Source organism: Christiangramia fulva (genome assembly GCF_003024155.1).
GTDB lineage: Bacteria > Bacteroidota > Bacteroidia > Flavobacteriales > Flavobacteriaceae > Christiangramia > Christiangramia fulva.
The window spans coordinates 2,514,887-2,528,672 of the sequence record NZ_CP028136.1 but is presented as its reverse complement, the minus strand read 5'-3'; the positions used below and the strand labels follow the sequence as shown (position 1 = coordinate 2,528,672).

Here is a 13,786-nt window from a genome sequence, read left to right as displayed (position 1 = left end):
TTTCCTAAGGAAAGTCCTTAAAAATATCATCTATATAATCCCTGATATCACGGTCCATTCTTCGGCTGCCGATAGACTTATCTGAAGTACCGCGCCAGAGAATTTCATTGGTACGCCGGTCAATAAAATCGATCACAATAGACCCCTGCCTGTAAGGGATCTGCTTTATTCTTGGCCCGTCAATTCGTTGAATGGTAAAATAATTATCATACATATAATCTTTATAATAAGGCCCAATATAAAATCCGGGGCGATAATAAGGATAATTGGTATAAACGGGATTTGCGTTTACAGCCACCTTTTCATCAAACATGGGATGAACCTTAATGAGAACATCGGGATAGGTCTTATCTAAAACATAACCCTGCTCCCTCATGTTCGCATTGATGGTTTCAATAATAACTTCCTGAATATGTTCATTATCAAAATTCCTGCTCATGATGGTATCATTGTCTGGCAGGAAAGCATAACTGTTGTAAGATTTTAATTTTTTGCGGTCATCTTTTGAAGTCAGAGCTCCAGAACCGCAGGAATAAAGAATAAGGCCGGCAAATAAAAGCGGCAGATAAATCTTTAAAATTTTCATAGTTTTCTTTTATGGTTTTTTTGAATTTAATCGGAAACTGGGATTATAAAAAGGCAAACAGCGCATTTGACTTTTATTTAACTAAAAAAGCGGCCTATTTAAAGCCGCTTTAATCAGTGTTTAAGGAATGTTACTTCGCCGGAATCAGCACCGTATCGATTACATGGATCACCCCATTCGATTGTTCTACATCGGCAATGGTAACAGTTGCAGTATTTCCGCTGGAATCTTTTAAAATTACATTATCACCGTCCATCATTGCAGAAAGTTCATCACCACTCACCGTTTTAAAAGTGGCTTTTCCATTAGCTTTTTTAATTGCTTTTACAATATCGGCTGCCGTATATTCGCCGGGAAGTACGTGATACGTAAGAATAGTTTCCAGTTTCATTTTGTTTTCCGGTTTCAGCAGATCTTCAACCGTGCCCTTCGGAAGTGCTTCAAAAGCTTCATTCGTAGGTGCAAAAACAGTAAATGGGCCGGGACTTTGAAGGATCTTCACCAAATCGGCTGCTTTTACTGCCGCCACAAGGGTAGTATGATCTTTCGAATTCATGGCATTTTCAACAATCGTTTTTGACGGATACATTTCAGCGCCGCCCACCATTTTAGTATTTTCCTTTTCAGATTGGGCAACAACAGCCGCAGCGCTTAAAAAGAAAATGCTCATAAAGGTGAAAATTCTCATCTTTTTCATAATTTATTTTTTTGTTTATATTCAAATAAACGAGTAAAATGAATGAACGGTTTTTAAATCAGAGCTAATTAGTATATCATTAACAAATGATGAATCGGTTAATTTTTTTAGGCCGTTGTTATTGTAAACATAATTATTTACTTTAGTGAAGCTAAAGAGAAAGAAGAATGAAGCTGAAATTTCCCCGCACCAATATAGAATCCAGACTCATTAATTATCGAAACAAGAGTTTATCTCCTGCCCAATTAATGGCTGAAGTTGATGCAGCCTTTAAAGAAGTGGATAACCGGGACAGTCAGGTCATCGAAAATATTGAAAACGGCCACGAAGTCGGCGGGAATAATTTCGATTTTGATAAACTGGATACGAATCGCATTTTTCATCTGAAGCATATTCATAAAATATGTATTGATTACAGGCTTCGGTTCCTGGACAGTAAGTTCTTTAAAGGGGAAATCCCTTATGAGGCTTTAACAAGGATCAAAACTCTCGAAAAAGAACATGATATCGAGCTAAAAGGCTTCAAAATAGTGGCTCCTTCCAAGTTGTTCAAACTGGAAAATGCCGATGATCCGCTTCTCTTCGCTCCTATGGGCAATAATTATTATTATCTGGTTCATAAATGGGGAAACGACCTTCATCCATTTCGTAAAATTCTAATGTGGCCATTCAAAACGCTCGAGAATTATATGTGTTTTTTACTGGTTTTGAGTTTTCTTACCGCCTTCATTTTGCCCGATAATCTATTTACTCCGCATCAAACTACCATTCAGTTTTTGATCATCTTTTTCTTTGTGTTCAAATGGTTTGCCGGTTTGTCTATTTTTTATGGCTTCAAAAAGGGAAAAAATTTCAACACCGCCATCTGGGACAGCAAATTCTACAACGCTTAGAAAGTTAAACTCAGTTTAAAAAGTCTGCGTTTCCTTTGTCTTATTGTAACTTAGTTTTTCAAAAGGATCAGTTATGAGTATTTTGGAAGATAATTATCGACATGTTTACACGGGCGCCGGAACAAATGTGCAGTACCTACAGGAATTATTTGAAAAAGCCGGGATTGAATCACGAGTACGAGATGATTTTGAATCTGGATTAAGAGCCGGTTTTGGTGGAGGATTACCGGGGCAGGTGCAGCTGTTCGTTCACCGTAACGATTTTGAAGAAGCTGAAATAATAGCTCGTGGCACTTTTCCAAAAGATTTTAAAAATGGAGAATAAAGAAGATATTATTGATCCTGAGATTGAACACCAAAAACCACCGCGTAATACGTGGAACCTAATTCTTGGAATGGTTTTTCTATGCTATGGAGCTGCGCGGCTCTACCAGAGAGTTAAAAATTCTTCAGATGATACCTTCGGAATTATACTGGCGGTAGCTTTTATACTTTTCGGTATCTACGACCTCTACAAATACTTCAGCAGGAAATAATTTTTATTACCATTCAATAATAGCACTTCCCCAGGTAAAGCCACTTCCAAAGGCTGCCAGGACAACAATATCACCTTCCCTGATCTTTCCCTCTTCCACGGCTTCAGTTAATGCAATAGGTATCGACGCCGCTGTAGTATTTCCGTACCGTTGGATATTATTATAAACCTGGTCATCGCTTAACCGGAATTTTTGCTGAATGAACTGTGAAATTCGCAAATTCGCCTGATGCGGAATAAGCATATCGATATCTTTGACCTCAAGGCCGTTGGCTTTTAAACCTTCATTGATGACTTCAGAAAAACGCTGTACCGCATTCTTGAATACGAACTGCCCGTTCATATAAGGATAATATGGAATATCATCACCCTGTGGATTGTCTTTGATAATTTCGGGAACCCAATAATTTGTACTGGGTCCTTTTAGCGAAAGCTCCAGAGAGTGTTTCCCTTCCGAATGAAGATGTGTGGAAAGGATTCCCTGGCTCACATGGTCGCTTCGGGTAAGTACGGCTGCTCCGGCTCCATCTCCAAAAATAACTGAAACCGATCTTCCCCTATTTGTAAAATCCAGTCCTCCACTATGATTTTCACTTCCTATAAGAAGAACCGTTTTATACATTCCCGTTTTAATGAACTGATCAGCAACCGAAAGGCCATAAATGAATCCGCTGCACTGGTTCCGTACATCCAGAGCGGGACAGGTATCAATATCAAGCATTTCCTGGACCTGAACACCGCAGCCGGGGAAATAATAATCAGGGCTTAAAGTTGCGAAAACTATAAGATCAATGTCATCTTTAGAAATTCCTGCTTTTTGTATGGCGATCTGCGCGGCTTTATAGCCCATCACCGCAGTAGAATTACCATCTCCTTTTTTAATATGCCTGCGTTCTTTGATGCCCGTTCTTTCGGTGATCCACTCATCACTGGTATCCATCATTTTTGAAAGATCATCGTTGGTGACCACATTTTCAGGGACATATTTACCAAGGCCGGCAATTTTTGACTGATACATATTAGGGGAATTGTATTTTAAACATTTTTACATTTTAAATGTAAGCAATTTGGGAAAATTCAGGAGCTCAATAATATAAAGATTCAAATTTATTCAGTAGCCCGGCTTAAGAATAAAAAAAGGATTTTAGAACTAATCATAAAAAAACGCTCCTGTTTGGAACGTTTTTTAAAGAGGAATTTAAATTACCAGTTATCAAAAAAGTCTTCATGGTCATTGTATTCATCTTCATCTAAATAACCACTGCCATCTGCATCAAATGCTTGGAAAAGGCCGTCATTTAATTCCTTCGTGTCAATATACCCATTTTGGTCAGTGTCATAATTTTGGAACCAACCGGAATCTGTAAAGCCCTGTTTCCATTCCTGCGTATCTAGCTTGCCATCTCCATCTTTATCAAAACGGTCAAAATCGGCGGTATCGGCATAATCGCCGTAACTATTATTGATACCATCATTCCATTCAGTATCTTTTACATAACCATCGTCATCGATATCAGACTGATCAAAAGTTGTTTCAAAGAATTCTCTTTCATCTATTTTATTGTTACGATTGGTATCCCAGTCATTAAAACCATTTTTGTAATAGGAAGTGAATTCATCGGAATTCCATTTTCCGTCCCCATCTGCATCGTACTTTTCAAAGTTTTGTGAATAACTTATTGAAATTACCAACAAACACATCGTCAATAAAAATCCATTAAATCCTTTCATAATTTGTATTTAATTATATTAAAATTCACTCGAAGATAGAGTATAGATTTACTGAAAAACAATTATTTATGATTTTTAACAGCCTATGCAAAACTTTTATAAGAGCCCTAACAATATCGACCGCGAGTATCAAAAATTCAATAAAAGAAAAGCGCAACTCTTAAAAAGAATTACGCTTTTCTAACAACCTAACCAATAAATCAACCTTTAGAGATACACTCTAAACTCTTTAGTATTTACTTCAGCTTTTAAATCATGCAGCAGATTATAGAGGCCAAAAAAGGTTCTGCTCATATAGAGAAAATGCCTGCTTCCCCGGTTTCCATTCATTTTTCGAAGTTCAGGATCTTTGGAATACCGCTCGCTTAAACTGCTAAGATGGTTCCAGAAATTATCATCGTTAAAATTGAAATTTTCAGATTGAAAGGGCGTTGAGAACATGCTGAACATTTCATGGAACAACTCTTTAAAAAATTCTTTTTCTTTTTCTGAATCTTTTTCTTCCAGAATTTCAAGCTCATACAGCTTCTGTTCAAAGAAACTTGGATTATCGAGATTCTCTTTAATCGTTAAAGAAAAGTAAGGATCATAAAAATCATCAGGGATCTGTTTTATACATCCAAAATCGATCGCTATCAGATTATTTTGTTCATCTACAAGGAAATTTCCTGGATGCGGATCGGCATGCACCTGCTTCAAACCATGTATCTGGAACATATAAAAATTCCAAAGCGCCTGCCCTACCTTATTGGCCAATTTCTGGTCATTATTTTTACGGCAAAAATCGCTCAGATGAATTCCATCCATCCAGTCCATCGAAATGATCTTTTCACTGGAAAGCTCCGGATAATATTTCGGAAACCTCAAATTTGGAATATGAGAACAGGCTTCAGAAATTTCTTTGCTTTGCTTTACTTCAAGAATATAATCGGTTTCCTCAAGTAATTTTCCTTCAACCTCCTGGAAATATTTTTCAGAATCTTTTGCGGAAAGATTGAACATCTTCAGCGCAATGGGCTTCACCATGGCAAGATCTGAACTGATACTGTCTGCAACCCCCGGATATTGGATTTTCACAGCAATTTTTTTCCCATCTTTCGTCGCCTTATGCACCTGACCGATGCTGGCAGCGTTAACCGATTGGGTTGCAAACGTATCGTACAGTTCTTCGGGATATTTCCCGTTATATTTCTTAAAGGTTTTTCTCACCAGCGGTGCCGACAATGGCGGAACGCTGAATTGAGCCAGGCTGAATTTTTCAACATAAGCCGACGGCATCAGGTTCTTTTCCATAGACAACATTTGCGCAACCTTAAGGGCGCTACCTTTCAAACTTTTCAGGCCGTCGTATATATCACTGGCATTATCTTCATCAAGCTCATCGCGGGTAAGATCGCGGTTAAAGGTTTTTTTACCATAATATTTCAGGTAATTCCCGCCAATTTTCACGCCGGTTTGAACAAGTTTCCCTGTCCGGCCAATCTTCCCTGTTGGTATTTTATCTATGGTTTTCATTTAATTTTTTAAGGCATTACGCCATCTTTTCTTTCCAAAGGAATTTGCCAAAATCGACAATCCGCTCCAGCGGAGTGTTATCAAAAACATCGAAAACTGTATTCACCGATTTTTCGATAGCAACATCTGTGCTTTCAAAACCAGCCGAATTATCGTCTTTCCAGAATTTTAAAAGGAACAGGAACTGTATCCAGACTCCTTCAGAAAAGATCATCTCATTTTGCCTGAGAAGCTTGATGCTTTTATTCTGATTTCCTTCTTCTACAAGGCCTTTTGCGTACGATTTCATTTTTTTACGAAGGCCTTTTAACTGCTCCAGATTCTTTAAAGTACTATTCTCATCACTCAGCACAAACAATACATAGCTCCGGTTCGCGGTAAGCACTTCAAAAAGGGTATAAAAGAAAGTGAGAAGTTTTTCACGGCTGGAAAAAGAAGCATATTCTTTGGATTTTTCCATCACTTTAACCGAGTTCTCAAAGAACTTCTCCCAAATAGTTTTTCTTAATCCTTCAAAACTACCGAAGTGCTTATAGAAATCCTGCTCCTCCAAACCATGATCTTTGGCAAATTTGAAAACGCTTTTCGGCGTTTTCTCATTTTCAAGAACATCATTCATATAAAGCTCTATTAGCCTTTCTGCATCTGGCTTTTTCTTTACCTTACTATTTCCTGTTGATTTCGCCATAATTCTATCTTCTATACAAAAATACAGTTTTGTTTAAGTTTATTGCTTTTTAATTAAACAAATATTTGTTAAAATTTAATATGCTTTATTAACAGAGGCTTAGACGAATGAACACGAAAAGCATTACATGAAAATGCCACTTTGTCAGCGTATTTGTAATGGTACTTTTTTTGAGTTGTACAAGTCGAATCAAAACTTAAATCAAAACAATATGGCAACCGGAAAAATAAATGTATCTGTAGAAAACATTTTTCCGCTCATCAAGAAGTTTTTATACAGTGACCATGAAATCTTCCTGAGAGAGCTTATATCTAATGCGACAGACGCTACCCTTAAACTTAAACACCTCACCCGCCTTGGAGAAGCCAATGTGGAATACGGCAATCCGGTCATTGAGGTAAAGGTCGATAAGAAAAAAAAGACCCTACGTGTCATCGACCACGGAATTGGGATGACCCAGGAAGAAGTTGAAAAATACATTAACGAAGTGGCCTTCTCCGGCGCTGAAGAATTCCTGGCCAAATACAAAGATTCAGCTAAAGACAGCGGTATAATTGGTCATTTTGGACTTGGTTTCTATTCTGCTTTTATGGTAGCCAATAAAGTTGAGATCCTTACCAAATCTTACAAAGATGAGCCTGCCGCCCATTGGGTTTGTGAAGGAACCACCGAATTTACTCTTACCAAAGGTGATAAAAAAGAGCATGGTACCGAGATCATTCTTCATATCAATGAAGATGACAAGGAATTTCTTGAAGAGAACAGAATTGAGGAATTACTGGTAAAATATAACAAGTTTATGCCAATTCCGATCAAATTCGGTACCCGTGAAGAAACACTACCACTTCCTGAGGATGCTCCCGAAGATGCTAAACCAGAGAAAAAGACGGTAGATAATATTATAAATAATCCTGAACCGGCCTGGACCAAGCAACCAACCGATCTTGAGGAAAAAGATTATAAGGATTTCTACCGCGAGCTCTACCCAATGCAGTTCGAAGAGCCGTTATTTCATATTCACCTGAATGTGGATTATCCGTTTAACCTTACCGGAATTCTCTATTTCCCAAGGATGACGCAGGATATGAATATTCAAAAGGATAAGATTCAGCTCTACCAAAACCAGGTTTTTGTGACCGATAATGTAGAAGGTATCGTACCTGAATTCCTTACCATGCTTCGCGGAGTGATCGATTCACCTGATATCCCACTGAACGTTTCCCGTTCTTACCTTCAGGCTGATGGCGCGGTGAAAAAGATCTCAAGCTATATCACCCGAAAAGTCGCCGATAAGCTGAAATCCCTTTTCAACGAGAACCGGGAAGATTTCGAGAAAAAATGGAATGATATTAAGATCGTGATCGAATATGGAATGCTTACCGAAGATAAATTCTTCGAAAAAGCTGAAAAATTTGCTCTTTATCCTACCACTGAAGGAGAGTACTTCACTTTTGAAGAACTTCAGGAAAAGATCAAAGACAACCAAACCGATAAAGACGGAAATACTGTTATTCTGTACGCTTCCAATGAAAATGAGCAGCACAGCTACATTCAGGCGGCAAAAGATAAAGGCTACACAGTTTTGATGCTGGATTCACCCATCATTTCCCACCTTCTTCAGAAGCTGGAAACTTCAAAAGAGAAAATCTCGTTTGTTCGTGTGGATGCCGATCACGTAGATAACCTCATCAAAAAGGACGAAGAACAGATCTCCAAACTTTCTGATGAAGAAAAAGAAAAACTGAAAGCCGATCTTGAAAAGGTGATCCCTTCAGAAAAATATACCATTCAGCTGGAAGCGATGGACAGCAATGCGGCTCCGTTGATAATTACCCAGCCGGAATTCATGCGCCGAATGAAGGAAATGCAGCAAACCGGCGGTGGAGGAATGTTTGGAATGGGTAATATGCCCGAAATGTACAATCTTGTAGTAAATACAAATCACGAGCTTATTCATAATATTCTGAACACAAAGACCGAGAAAAAACAGCAACGCCTGATCAAGCAATCACTTGACCTTGCGCGACTTTCTCAGAATTTGCTTAAAGGAGAAGAGCTCACCAACTTCATTAAGAGAAGTTTTGAAATGGTTAAATAACAGGGAATCTGTTGAAAACTGAAAAAACCGTCTTGGAAAAAGGCGGTTTTTCTTTTTATAAGGCATCCTTTCGTACATTTATGAAAACTGAAGCTATGAAAGGTTTTCATTACCTCCTCTTTCTGTTGATATTTATAAGCTGTAAAAACGATAGCGGTCAACCTGTAGAAATAGTACGTCCTCCTAAAGTTCTTTCCTTTTCTCAGAATATAGAAGAGGCACATAATAAACCGGCTTTTCGTGGACATGAAGTGGTGACTTTTCATATCAAACTTAAATTTGGAGGAAATACCAGGCTTGATGCCAACATCAGCATGACCACAAATTCAGAAAAAGTACGTGTGGCAAATGCCAATGGAGCCACGCTGGTTTATGATGGTAAAAAACTCTATTTATCCCCGGCAAGCGCGAACGGAAAGAATGCCCGGTTTGATATTTTTACCTGGCAATATTTCTTCTCTCTTCCTTTTAAACTTACCGATCCCGGAACTATATGGGAAGAAAAATCGGCTCGTAAGCTCAATGGCAATACTTACCAAACTGCCAGGCTCACTTTTATGCCGGGTACGGGAGATTCACCAGAGGACTGGTACCTTATTTATAAAGATCCCGATACAAACCGCCTAAAGGCCGCCGCATACATTGTGACCTTTAATTCAGAACCTGAAGAAGCTGAGAAGAATCCGCACATTATCGTTTACTCAGATTATGTAATGGTTGAGGAAGTTGCCTTTGCGTCAAACTGGAAATTTTATAAATGGAGTGAAGAAAATGGTATCGGTCAGCAACTAGGAGAGGCTGAAATAAGTGATATTCATTTTATAGAGAAAGAAAAAGGTCTTTTCAAAAAACCCACTGATTCCAGAATAATTGATTAGAGGCTAAACCTGCTCAGGCTGATTATTAGAAACCAGGTTGCGGTAAATAATCTGGTAGAACTGCTCCACATCGTAAGGTTTAACAATTATATCGTTCATTCCCGCTTTATTGATCTCGTCTCTAATTTCTTCTACTTCTACCGCAGTAAGCGCCACGATTGGGATTTCTTTATTAAAATCCCGAATCTTCAAACTTGCTTCAGTACCGGAAATGCCTGGCATATTCACATCCATTAAAACAAGGTCAAAATTACCATTCTTCACCTTTTCTATTGCTGTTTCACCATCACCCGCAACATCGCAAGTAAATTTTTTCTTTTCAAGAATACGCCTCGTCACTACCTGGTTTATTCGGTTATCATCAACAATAAGAATTTCTCCCGGGATATTGACAATATCGGTAAAGGAAGGATTATCTGATATTTCCTGATCGGCTTTACTTGTATCTATTTTAAAAGTAATCGTAAAACTGAAAGTGGCTCCTTCACCCTCTTTACTTTTTAAATGAATTCCTGAGCCGAAAAGTTTAAGAAGCTTCTTCACAATTGGCAAACCAAGACCGGTGCCCTGGTAATTATAATTGTTGGAATTAAGCTGCGAGAATTCTTCAAAAATGACCTTCTTCTTACTTTCCGGGATCCCGGGGCCGTCATCTTCGACTTCAAAATAGATAGTCGATTTTTCGTTGGTCAGGTTCTTTTGAATAGCCCTGATAGAAATAGTACCCCTTTCTGTAAATTTCACGGCATTTCCAACTAGGTTCATTAGCACCTGCGAAAGTCTTACCGGATCCCCTATTAAATATGGAGGTATCTGCTCATCAATTTCCACATGTATCTCATTTTTATTCTGAGCACGTGTAAATTCAAAGCTGTTCACGATACTGTTCATAAGGTCCTGAAGATGAAAACTTACATTTTCAAGCTTTACGCTGTTGGATTCCATTTTATTCATCTGCAGCACATCATTGATAAGTGCCAGCAGATAATCTGCTGAAAATTTTAGTGATCTGAGATCGGCTTTATGTTTTGAAATGCTTTCATCTTCCAGTAAAAGGGAAGTCAGCCCAATCACACCGTATAAAGGAGTTCGAATCTCATGACTTACCGTGCTGAAGAATTTAGTTTTAAGCAGGGAAAGTTTTTCGGCTTCTTCTTTGGCTTCTTTGAATTGGTGGTTTTTAACCTCAAGTTCGTCGATCAGCTTTTTACGATCCCGGTTAATTTTATTCAAAAAGAAAAGAATAAACATCAAAACCAGCGAAGACAGCACCATCACAACTACTTTTTCATTCGATTTCGCTATGATTTGATCCTGGTATTTTTGTTCCTTTTTTGCCAGCTGTAAATTTCTCCTGTATTCTTTAAGGTTAAAGCGCGCATTAGCGATCTCCATTTGTTTGAGCTTTTCGCGCTCAAATATTTTGGAGTTGTATTTATTGAAATTTTCAAGAGCACCAAAAGCAAGCTTATAATCGCCTTTGGCTTTAAGCATTTCGGCGTATTCCTTATAGGCTTCAGAAGCTGGTATAATCAGGGTATCTTCTTCAGCAAGATCAATGGCCGTTTTAAAATAGAAATCGGCGGTATCCCAGTATTTTTTATGCGCAAAATACTTTCCGTGAAGCATATAAAGCTGGGAATAGTAATAGTTATAATCAGAATTTTTAGGATCTTTCGCCATTAAGCTGTCCAAAATACCGAGGGATTCTTCCAAATAAGGATAGGCTTTTTCATATTTTTCCTGATCAAGGTAGGTCCAGCCGATATTTGTTTTAGGAATCAAACGCAGTTCCGGATCATGAAGCTTTTCAGCGAGACTGATTACTTTATTATAGTAATCAATACCTTTTTGCGAGGTTTCAGGAATCTCTGAATATATATTACCCAGGTTGTTATAAGAATACATTAGCAAAGTATCGTTCTTACTTTCCTGAGCGTATTCCAGTCCCAACAGGTAATTTTTTTTAGCTCTTGCCGAATCTTTTAAATTTATATAAACATGACCCAGCATGTTATAGCCTTTTGCTGAATAATATTGATTATTGCTTTCTTTGGAAAGATTTATTAATAAATGGGAATTTTCTAAAGCCTGCTCATAATCGTATTTACCTATATTATGAGAAATGTTCTTTAAAATAGATCGTAAACTATCTGGACAAATTTTATTATCCTCCTGCGAAAAAGCAAAATCGCAATAAATGAAGCAGCACACAAAGAAGAAAAAGCAGGCTCTTTTCACTGGGATTGGAGGTTAGTTTTAGATTTAGGCGATGGGAAAATTACTCTATTTAAAGGAATTAGACAAAAATTATTTTTATATCGATGAAAAAAAATCCTTTATCACCATTAAAATTATTTTAAATTGAAAGAAACAAAATATAATTCGTGAATTTTCCCTGGCACTATTACTTGATGGCCGGTATTTATTGTATCGGCGGCCTTTTTCATTTTCTGAAACCCCGAATGTATATAAAAATCATTCCTGCCTATTTACCTAAGCCCCGACTACTGGTGATCTTAAGCGGAATAGCAGAGATGATTTTGGGCAGCGCATTATTATTTCCTGAAATTCAAGGCATTGCCCTGGCAGGAATCATTTTAATGTTGTTGGTTTTTTTACTCGTTCACATCAATATGCTCACCTCCAAAAAAGCAGGACTTGGCTTACCGAAATGGATCCTCATTGCACGAATTCCCTTACAATTCGGACTGGTTTACTGGGCGTTTTATTACTTAAACGCATACGTTCCGGCATTATGAGTAAGAAAATCATAGAACTCCCGGACGCCTGTTTGGAATATTTTCCCGGATTTTTTTCTCAAGAGGAAAGTGACCGGTATTTAGGCTATTTTTTAAAAAGTATTGAATGGCAACAGGATAAAATAAAAATGTTCGGAAAAGAATTTTTGCAACCAAGGCTTACTGCCCTCTTTGGTGAAAAGGAGAAAAGCTATACTTATTCGGGAATTACCATGCTCCCTGAACCTTTTCCCTCTCCAATTTTAAATATAAAATCAAAATGTGAAGAAATTTTAGGAGAAAAATTCAATATATGCCTACTGAACCTTTACAGAAACGGTTCAGACAGCATGGGCTGGCATGCCGATGATGAAAGAGAATTAGGTAAAAATCCAGTAATCGCCTCGGTAAGTTTTGGCGCGGAAAGAATCTTTCATTTAAAGCACCAAAAAGATCCTTCGCTTAGGGAAAAATTAGTCCTGGAAAATGGCAGCTTACTTTTAATGGCCGGAACCACTCAACATTTTTGGAAACATCAGCTTCCAAAAACAAAAAAGAAGGTGGGCCCGAGAGTGAACCTCACCTTCCGTAAAGTTTACTAAGAATAAATCTCATTTAGTACTTCTGCCAGGCGGATTCCCCCTTTTTGAAGTTGCTTCAAGACAACGGGCATATACTCATACATATATTTATAGCCTACATGATCTCCAGTTTCCACGCTATTATATACATCTTCAGCAAGCTTTCGGGATTCATATACCCAATCAAGCAAACTGCCTTTTTGTATAGCTTTTACCTGTGCTTTAGAAAGTACATCGGCATTTTCAGCAAGTTCGGTATAGCTCATCTGGTAAAAATCGATCATTTCACTGTCCCATAGCCTGTGTAAATTGGTCCCGTGGTTGAACCACTGGAGCTGGATATCGTTTCCTCCTTTATCTGAAGCATGACCTACGTGTAAAGGCTGATGAAGGTCGCCCATAAAATGGACCAACATCTTCAAATAAAACTGCTTTTGCTCTTTGGTAGCTTTTTTAGATTTAAGAACTTCAATACATTTCCTTATCGCCTGAACAAGGTCACCCTCTTCGCTGGCAAGAGATTTATCATATTCTGCCTGGTCCGGCGCCATATTTACATAATGCCAGGGGCTGTATTCCCGGTATTCAGGATCGCTTTTAATATCATCGGCATAATTGGCCACATAAGCAAGTCCATGTCCGTTAAGAAGATCTTCCACTGCCTTTTTGGCTTTTTTGGTAAGATGCTCCTCTGCTATTTCCCCAACTGCACGATGACCGGTTTTTCCCCAGTCATTTTCGGCTGAATGGCCGGAATTAATAACCGCAAGAATCATTAATATGGATAAGATCACCTTTTTCATTCCCATTATTTTAATTTTCGGCAAATATAACCAAGTCTGC

At 38.1% G+C, this 13,786-nt stretch carries 15 protein-coding genes; 7 read left to right on the top strand and 8 right to left on the bottom strand.

All coding sequences use genetic code 11. The features are described from left to right. Positions 1 to 4: 4 nt before the first annotated feature. Together C7S20_RS11270 and C7S20_RS11265 are read right to left on the bottom strand one after the other, a co-directional pair. Positions 5 to 586, bottom strand: a complete 582-nt coding sequence (locus tag C7S20_RS11270) for a DUF4136 domain-containing protein (protein WP_107012558.1) — start codon at positions 584 to 586, stop codon at positions 5 to 7. Positions 587 to 716: 130 nt separating this feature from the next. After that, a complete protein-coding gene (locus tag C7S20_RS11265) occupies positions 717 to 1,283 on the bottom strand; it encodes a fasciclin domain-containing protein (protein ID WP_107012557.1) in 567 nt (188 codons plus the stop codon). A gap of 167 nt (positions 1,284 to 1,450) precedes the next feature. On the opposite strand from C7S20_RS11265, the gene C7S20_RS11260 reads away from it, so the two are divergent. The 3 genes from C7S20_RS11260 (at position 1,451) to C7S20_RS11250 (ending at position 2,712) form a co-directional block, all read left to right on the top strand. After that, positions 1,451 to 2,176: a hypothetical protein gene (locus C7S20_RS11260; RefSeq protein ID WP_107012556.1), complete on the top strand. Its 726-nt coding sequence runs from the start codon at positions 1,451 to 1,453 to the stop codon at positions 2,174 to 2,176. Positions 2,177 to 2,249: 73 nt separating this feature from the next. Continuing rightward, positions 2,250 to 2,501, top strand: a complete 252-nt coding sequence (locus tag C7S20_RS11255) for a putative signal transducing protein (protein ID WP_107012555.1) — start codon at positions 2,250 to 2,252, stop codon at positions 2,499 to 2,501. Continuing rightward, the gene (locus C7S20_RS11250) at positions 2,491 to 2,712 is read left to right on the top strand and encodes a hypothetical protein (protein WP_107012554.1); all 222 of its coding nucleotides are present in this window, start codon (positions 2,491 to 2,493) and stop codon (positions 2,710 to 2,712) included. The genes C7S20_RS11255 and C7S20_RS11250 overlap by 11 nt, the downstream gene beginning before the upstream one ends. Before the next feature lie 6 nt (positions 2,713 to 2,718). On the opposite strand, the gene C7S20_RS11245 is transcribed toward C7S20_RS11250, so the two are convergent. The 4 genes from C7S20_RS11245 to C7S20_RS11230 all read right to left on the bottom strand — a co-directional run bounded on the left by C7S20_RS11245 (position 2,719) and on the right by C7S20_RS11230 (position 6,645). Then, a complete protein-coding gene (locus C7S20_RS11245) occupies positions 2,719 to 3,729 on the bottom strand; it encodes a 3-oxoacyl-ACP synthase III family protein (RefSeq protein WP_107012553.1) in 1,011 nt (336 codons plus the stop codon). A gap of 185 nt (positions 3,730 to 3,914) precedes the next feature. Next, the gene (locus C7S20_RS11240; RefSeq protein WP_107012552.1) at positions 3,915 to 4,442 is read right to left on the bottom strand and encodes an EF-hand domain-containing protein; all 528 of its coding nucleotides are present in this window, start codon (positions 4,440 to 4,442) and stop codon (positions 3,915 to 3,917) included. A 207-nt stretch (positions 4,443 to 4,649) separates the two neighbouring features. After that, positions 4,650 to 5,957 carry an ABC1 kinase family protein gene (locus tag C7S20_RS11235; RefSeq protein ID WP_107012551.1) on the bottom strand — a complete coding sequence of 436 codons (1,308 nt, stop codon included), beginning with the start codon at positions 5,955 to 5,957 and terminating at the stop codon, positions 4,650 to 4,652. A gap of 16 nt (positions 5,958 to 5,973) precedes the next feature. Then, positions 5,974 to 6,645 carry a TetR family transcriptional regulator C-terminal domain-containing protein gene (locus C7S20_RS11230; RefSeq protein WP_107012550.1) on the bottom strand — a complete coding sequence of 224 codons (672 nt, stop codon included), beginning with the start codon at positions 6,643 to 6,645 and terminating at the stop codon, positions 5,974 to 5,976. Between the two features lie 211 nt (positions 6,646 to 6,856). On the opposite strand from C7S20_RS11230, the gene htpG reads away from it, so the two are divergent. Together htpG and C7S20_RS11220 are read left to right on the top strand one after the other, a co-directional pair. Next, complete coding sequence (htpG, locus tag C7S20_RS11225; RefSeq protein ID WP_107014213.1) at positions 6,857 to 8,743, top strand: molecular chaperone HtpG; 1,887 nt, start codon at positions 6,857 to 6,859, stop codon at positions 8,741 to 8,743. 95 nt (positions 8,744 to 8,838) lie between these two features. Then, positions 8,839 to 9,621: a DUF6503 family protein gene (locus C7S20_RS11220; RefSeq protein WP_159039919.1), complete on the top strand. Its 783-nt coding sequence runs from the start codon at positions 8,839 to 8,841 to the stop codon at positions 9,619 to 9,621. Between the two features lie 3 nt (positions 9,622 to 9,624). Here C7S20_RS11220 and C7S20_RS11215 read toward each other — a convergent pair whose 3' ends face one another. Further along, positions 9,625 to 11,862, bottom strand: a complete 2,238-nt coding sequence (locus tag C7S20_RS11215; protein WP_107012548.1) for a tetratricopeptide repeat-containing hybrid sensor histidine kinase/response regulator — start codon at positions 11,860 to 11,862, stop codon at positions 9,625 to 9,627. 146 nt (positions 11,863 to 12,008) lie between these two features. On the opposite strand from C7S20_RS11215, the gene C7S20_RS11210 reads away from it, so the two are divergent. Together C7S20_RS11210 and C7S20_RS11205 are read left to right on the top strand one after the other, a co-directional pair. Further along, a complete protein-coding gene (locus C7S20_RS11210; RefSeq protein ID WP_107012547.1) occupies positions 12,009 to 12,383 on the top strand; it encodes a DoxX family protein in 375 nt (124 codons plus the stop codon). Beyond that, on the top strand, positions 12,380 to 12,964 hold the full coding sequence (locus C7S20_RS11205; protein WP_107012546.1) for an alpha-ketoglutarate-dependent dioxygenase AlkB family protein: 585 nt from the start codon (positions 12,380 to 12,382) through the stop codon (positions 12,962 to 12,964). Before C7S20_RS11210 ends, C7S20_RS11205 begins: the two co-directional genes overlap by 4 nt. Here C7S20_RS11205 and C7S20_RS11200 read toward each other — a convergent pair. Beyond that, entirely contained in the window at positions 12,961 to 13,746 is a 786-nt protein-coding gene (locus C7S20_RS11200; RefSeq protein ID WP_107014212.1) for a S1/P1 nuclease, read from the bottom strand. The genes C7S20_RS11205 and C7S20_RS11200 overlap by 4 nt on opposite strands. Positions 13,747 to 13,786: the final 40 nt, after the last annotated feature.

Coding starts and splice junctions, on each gene's coding strand:
- C7S20_RS11200 (WP_107014212.1), bottom strand. CDS start 13,746: ATGAAAAAGGTGATCTTATCCATATTAATGATTCTTGCGGTTATTAAT.
- C7S20_RS11260 (WP_107012556.1), top strand. CDS start 1,451: ATGAAGCTGAAATTTCCCCGCACCAATATAGAATCCAGACTCATTAAT.
- C7S20_RS11255 (WP_107012555.1), top strand. CDS start 2,250: ATGAGTATTTTGGAAGATAATTATCGACATGTTTACACGGGCGCCGGA.
- C7S20_RS11235 (WP_107012551.1), bottom strand. CDS start 5,957: ATGAAAACCATAGATAAAATACCAACAGGGAAGATTGGCCGGACAGGG.
- C7S20_RS11240 (WP_107012552.1), bottom strand. CDS start 4,442: ATGAAAGGATTTAATGGATTTTTATTGACGATGTGTTTGTTGGTAATT.
- C7S20_RS11265 (WP_107012557.1), bottom strand. CDS start 1,283: ATGAAAAAGATGAGAATTTTCACCTTTATGAGCATTTTCTTTTTAAGC.
- C7S20_RS11205 (WP_107012546.1), top strand. CDS start 12,380: ATGAGTAAGAAAATCATAGAACTCCCGGACGCCTGTTTGGAATATTTT.
- C7S20_RS11220 (WP_159039919.1), top strand. CDS start 8,839: ATGAAAGGTTTTCATTACCTCCTCTTTCTGTTGATATTTATAAGCTGT.
- htpG (WP_107014213.1), top strand. CDS start 6,857: ATGGCAACCGGAAAAATAAATGTATCTGTAGAAAACATTTTTCCGCTC.
- C7S20_RS11250 (WP_107012554.1), top strand. CDS start 2,491: ATGGAGAATAAAGAAGATATTATTGATCCTGAGATTGAACACCAAAAA.
- C7S20_RS11270 (WP_107012558.1), bottom strand. CDS start 586: ATGAAAATTTTAAAGATTTATCTGCCGCTTTTATTTGCCGGCCTTATT.
- C7S20_RS11245 (WP_107012553.1), bottom strand. CDS start 3,729: ATGTATCAGTCAAAAATTGCCGGCCTTGGTAAATATGTCCCTGAAAAT.
- C7S20_RS11230 (WP_107012550.1), bottom strand. CDS start 6,645: ATGGCGAAATCAACAGGAAATAGTAAGGTAAAGAAAAAGCCAGATGCA.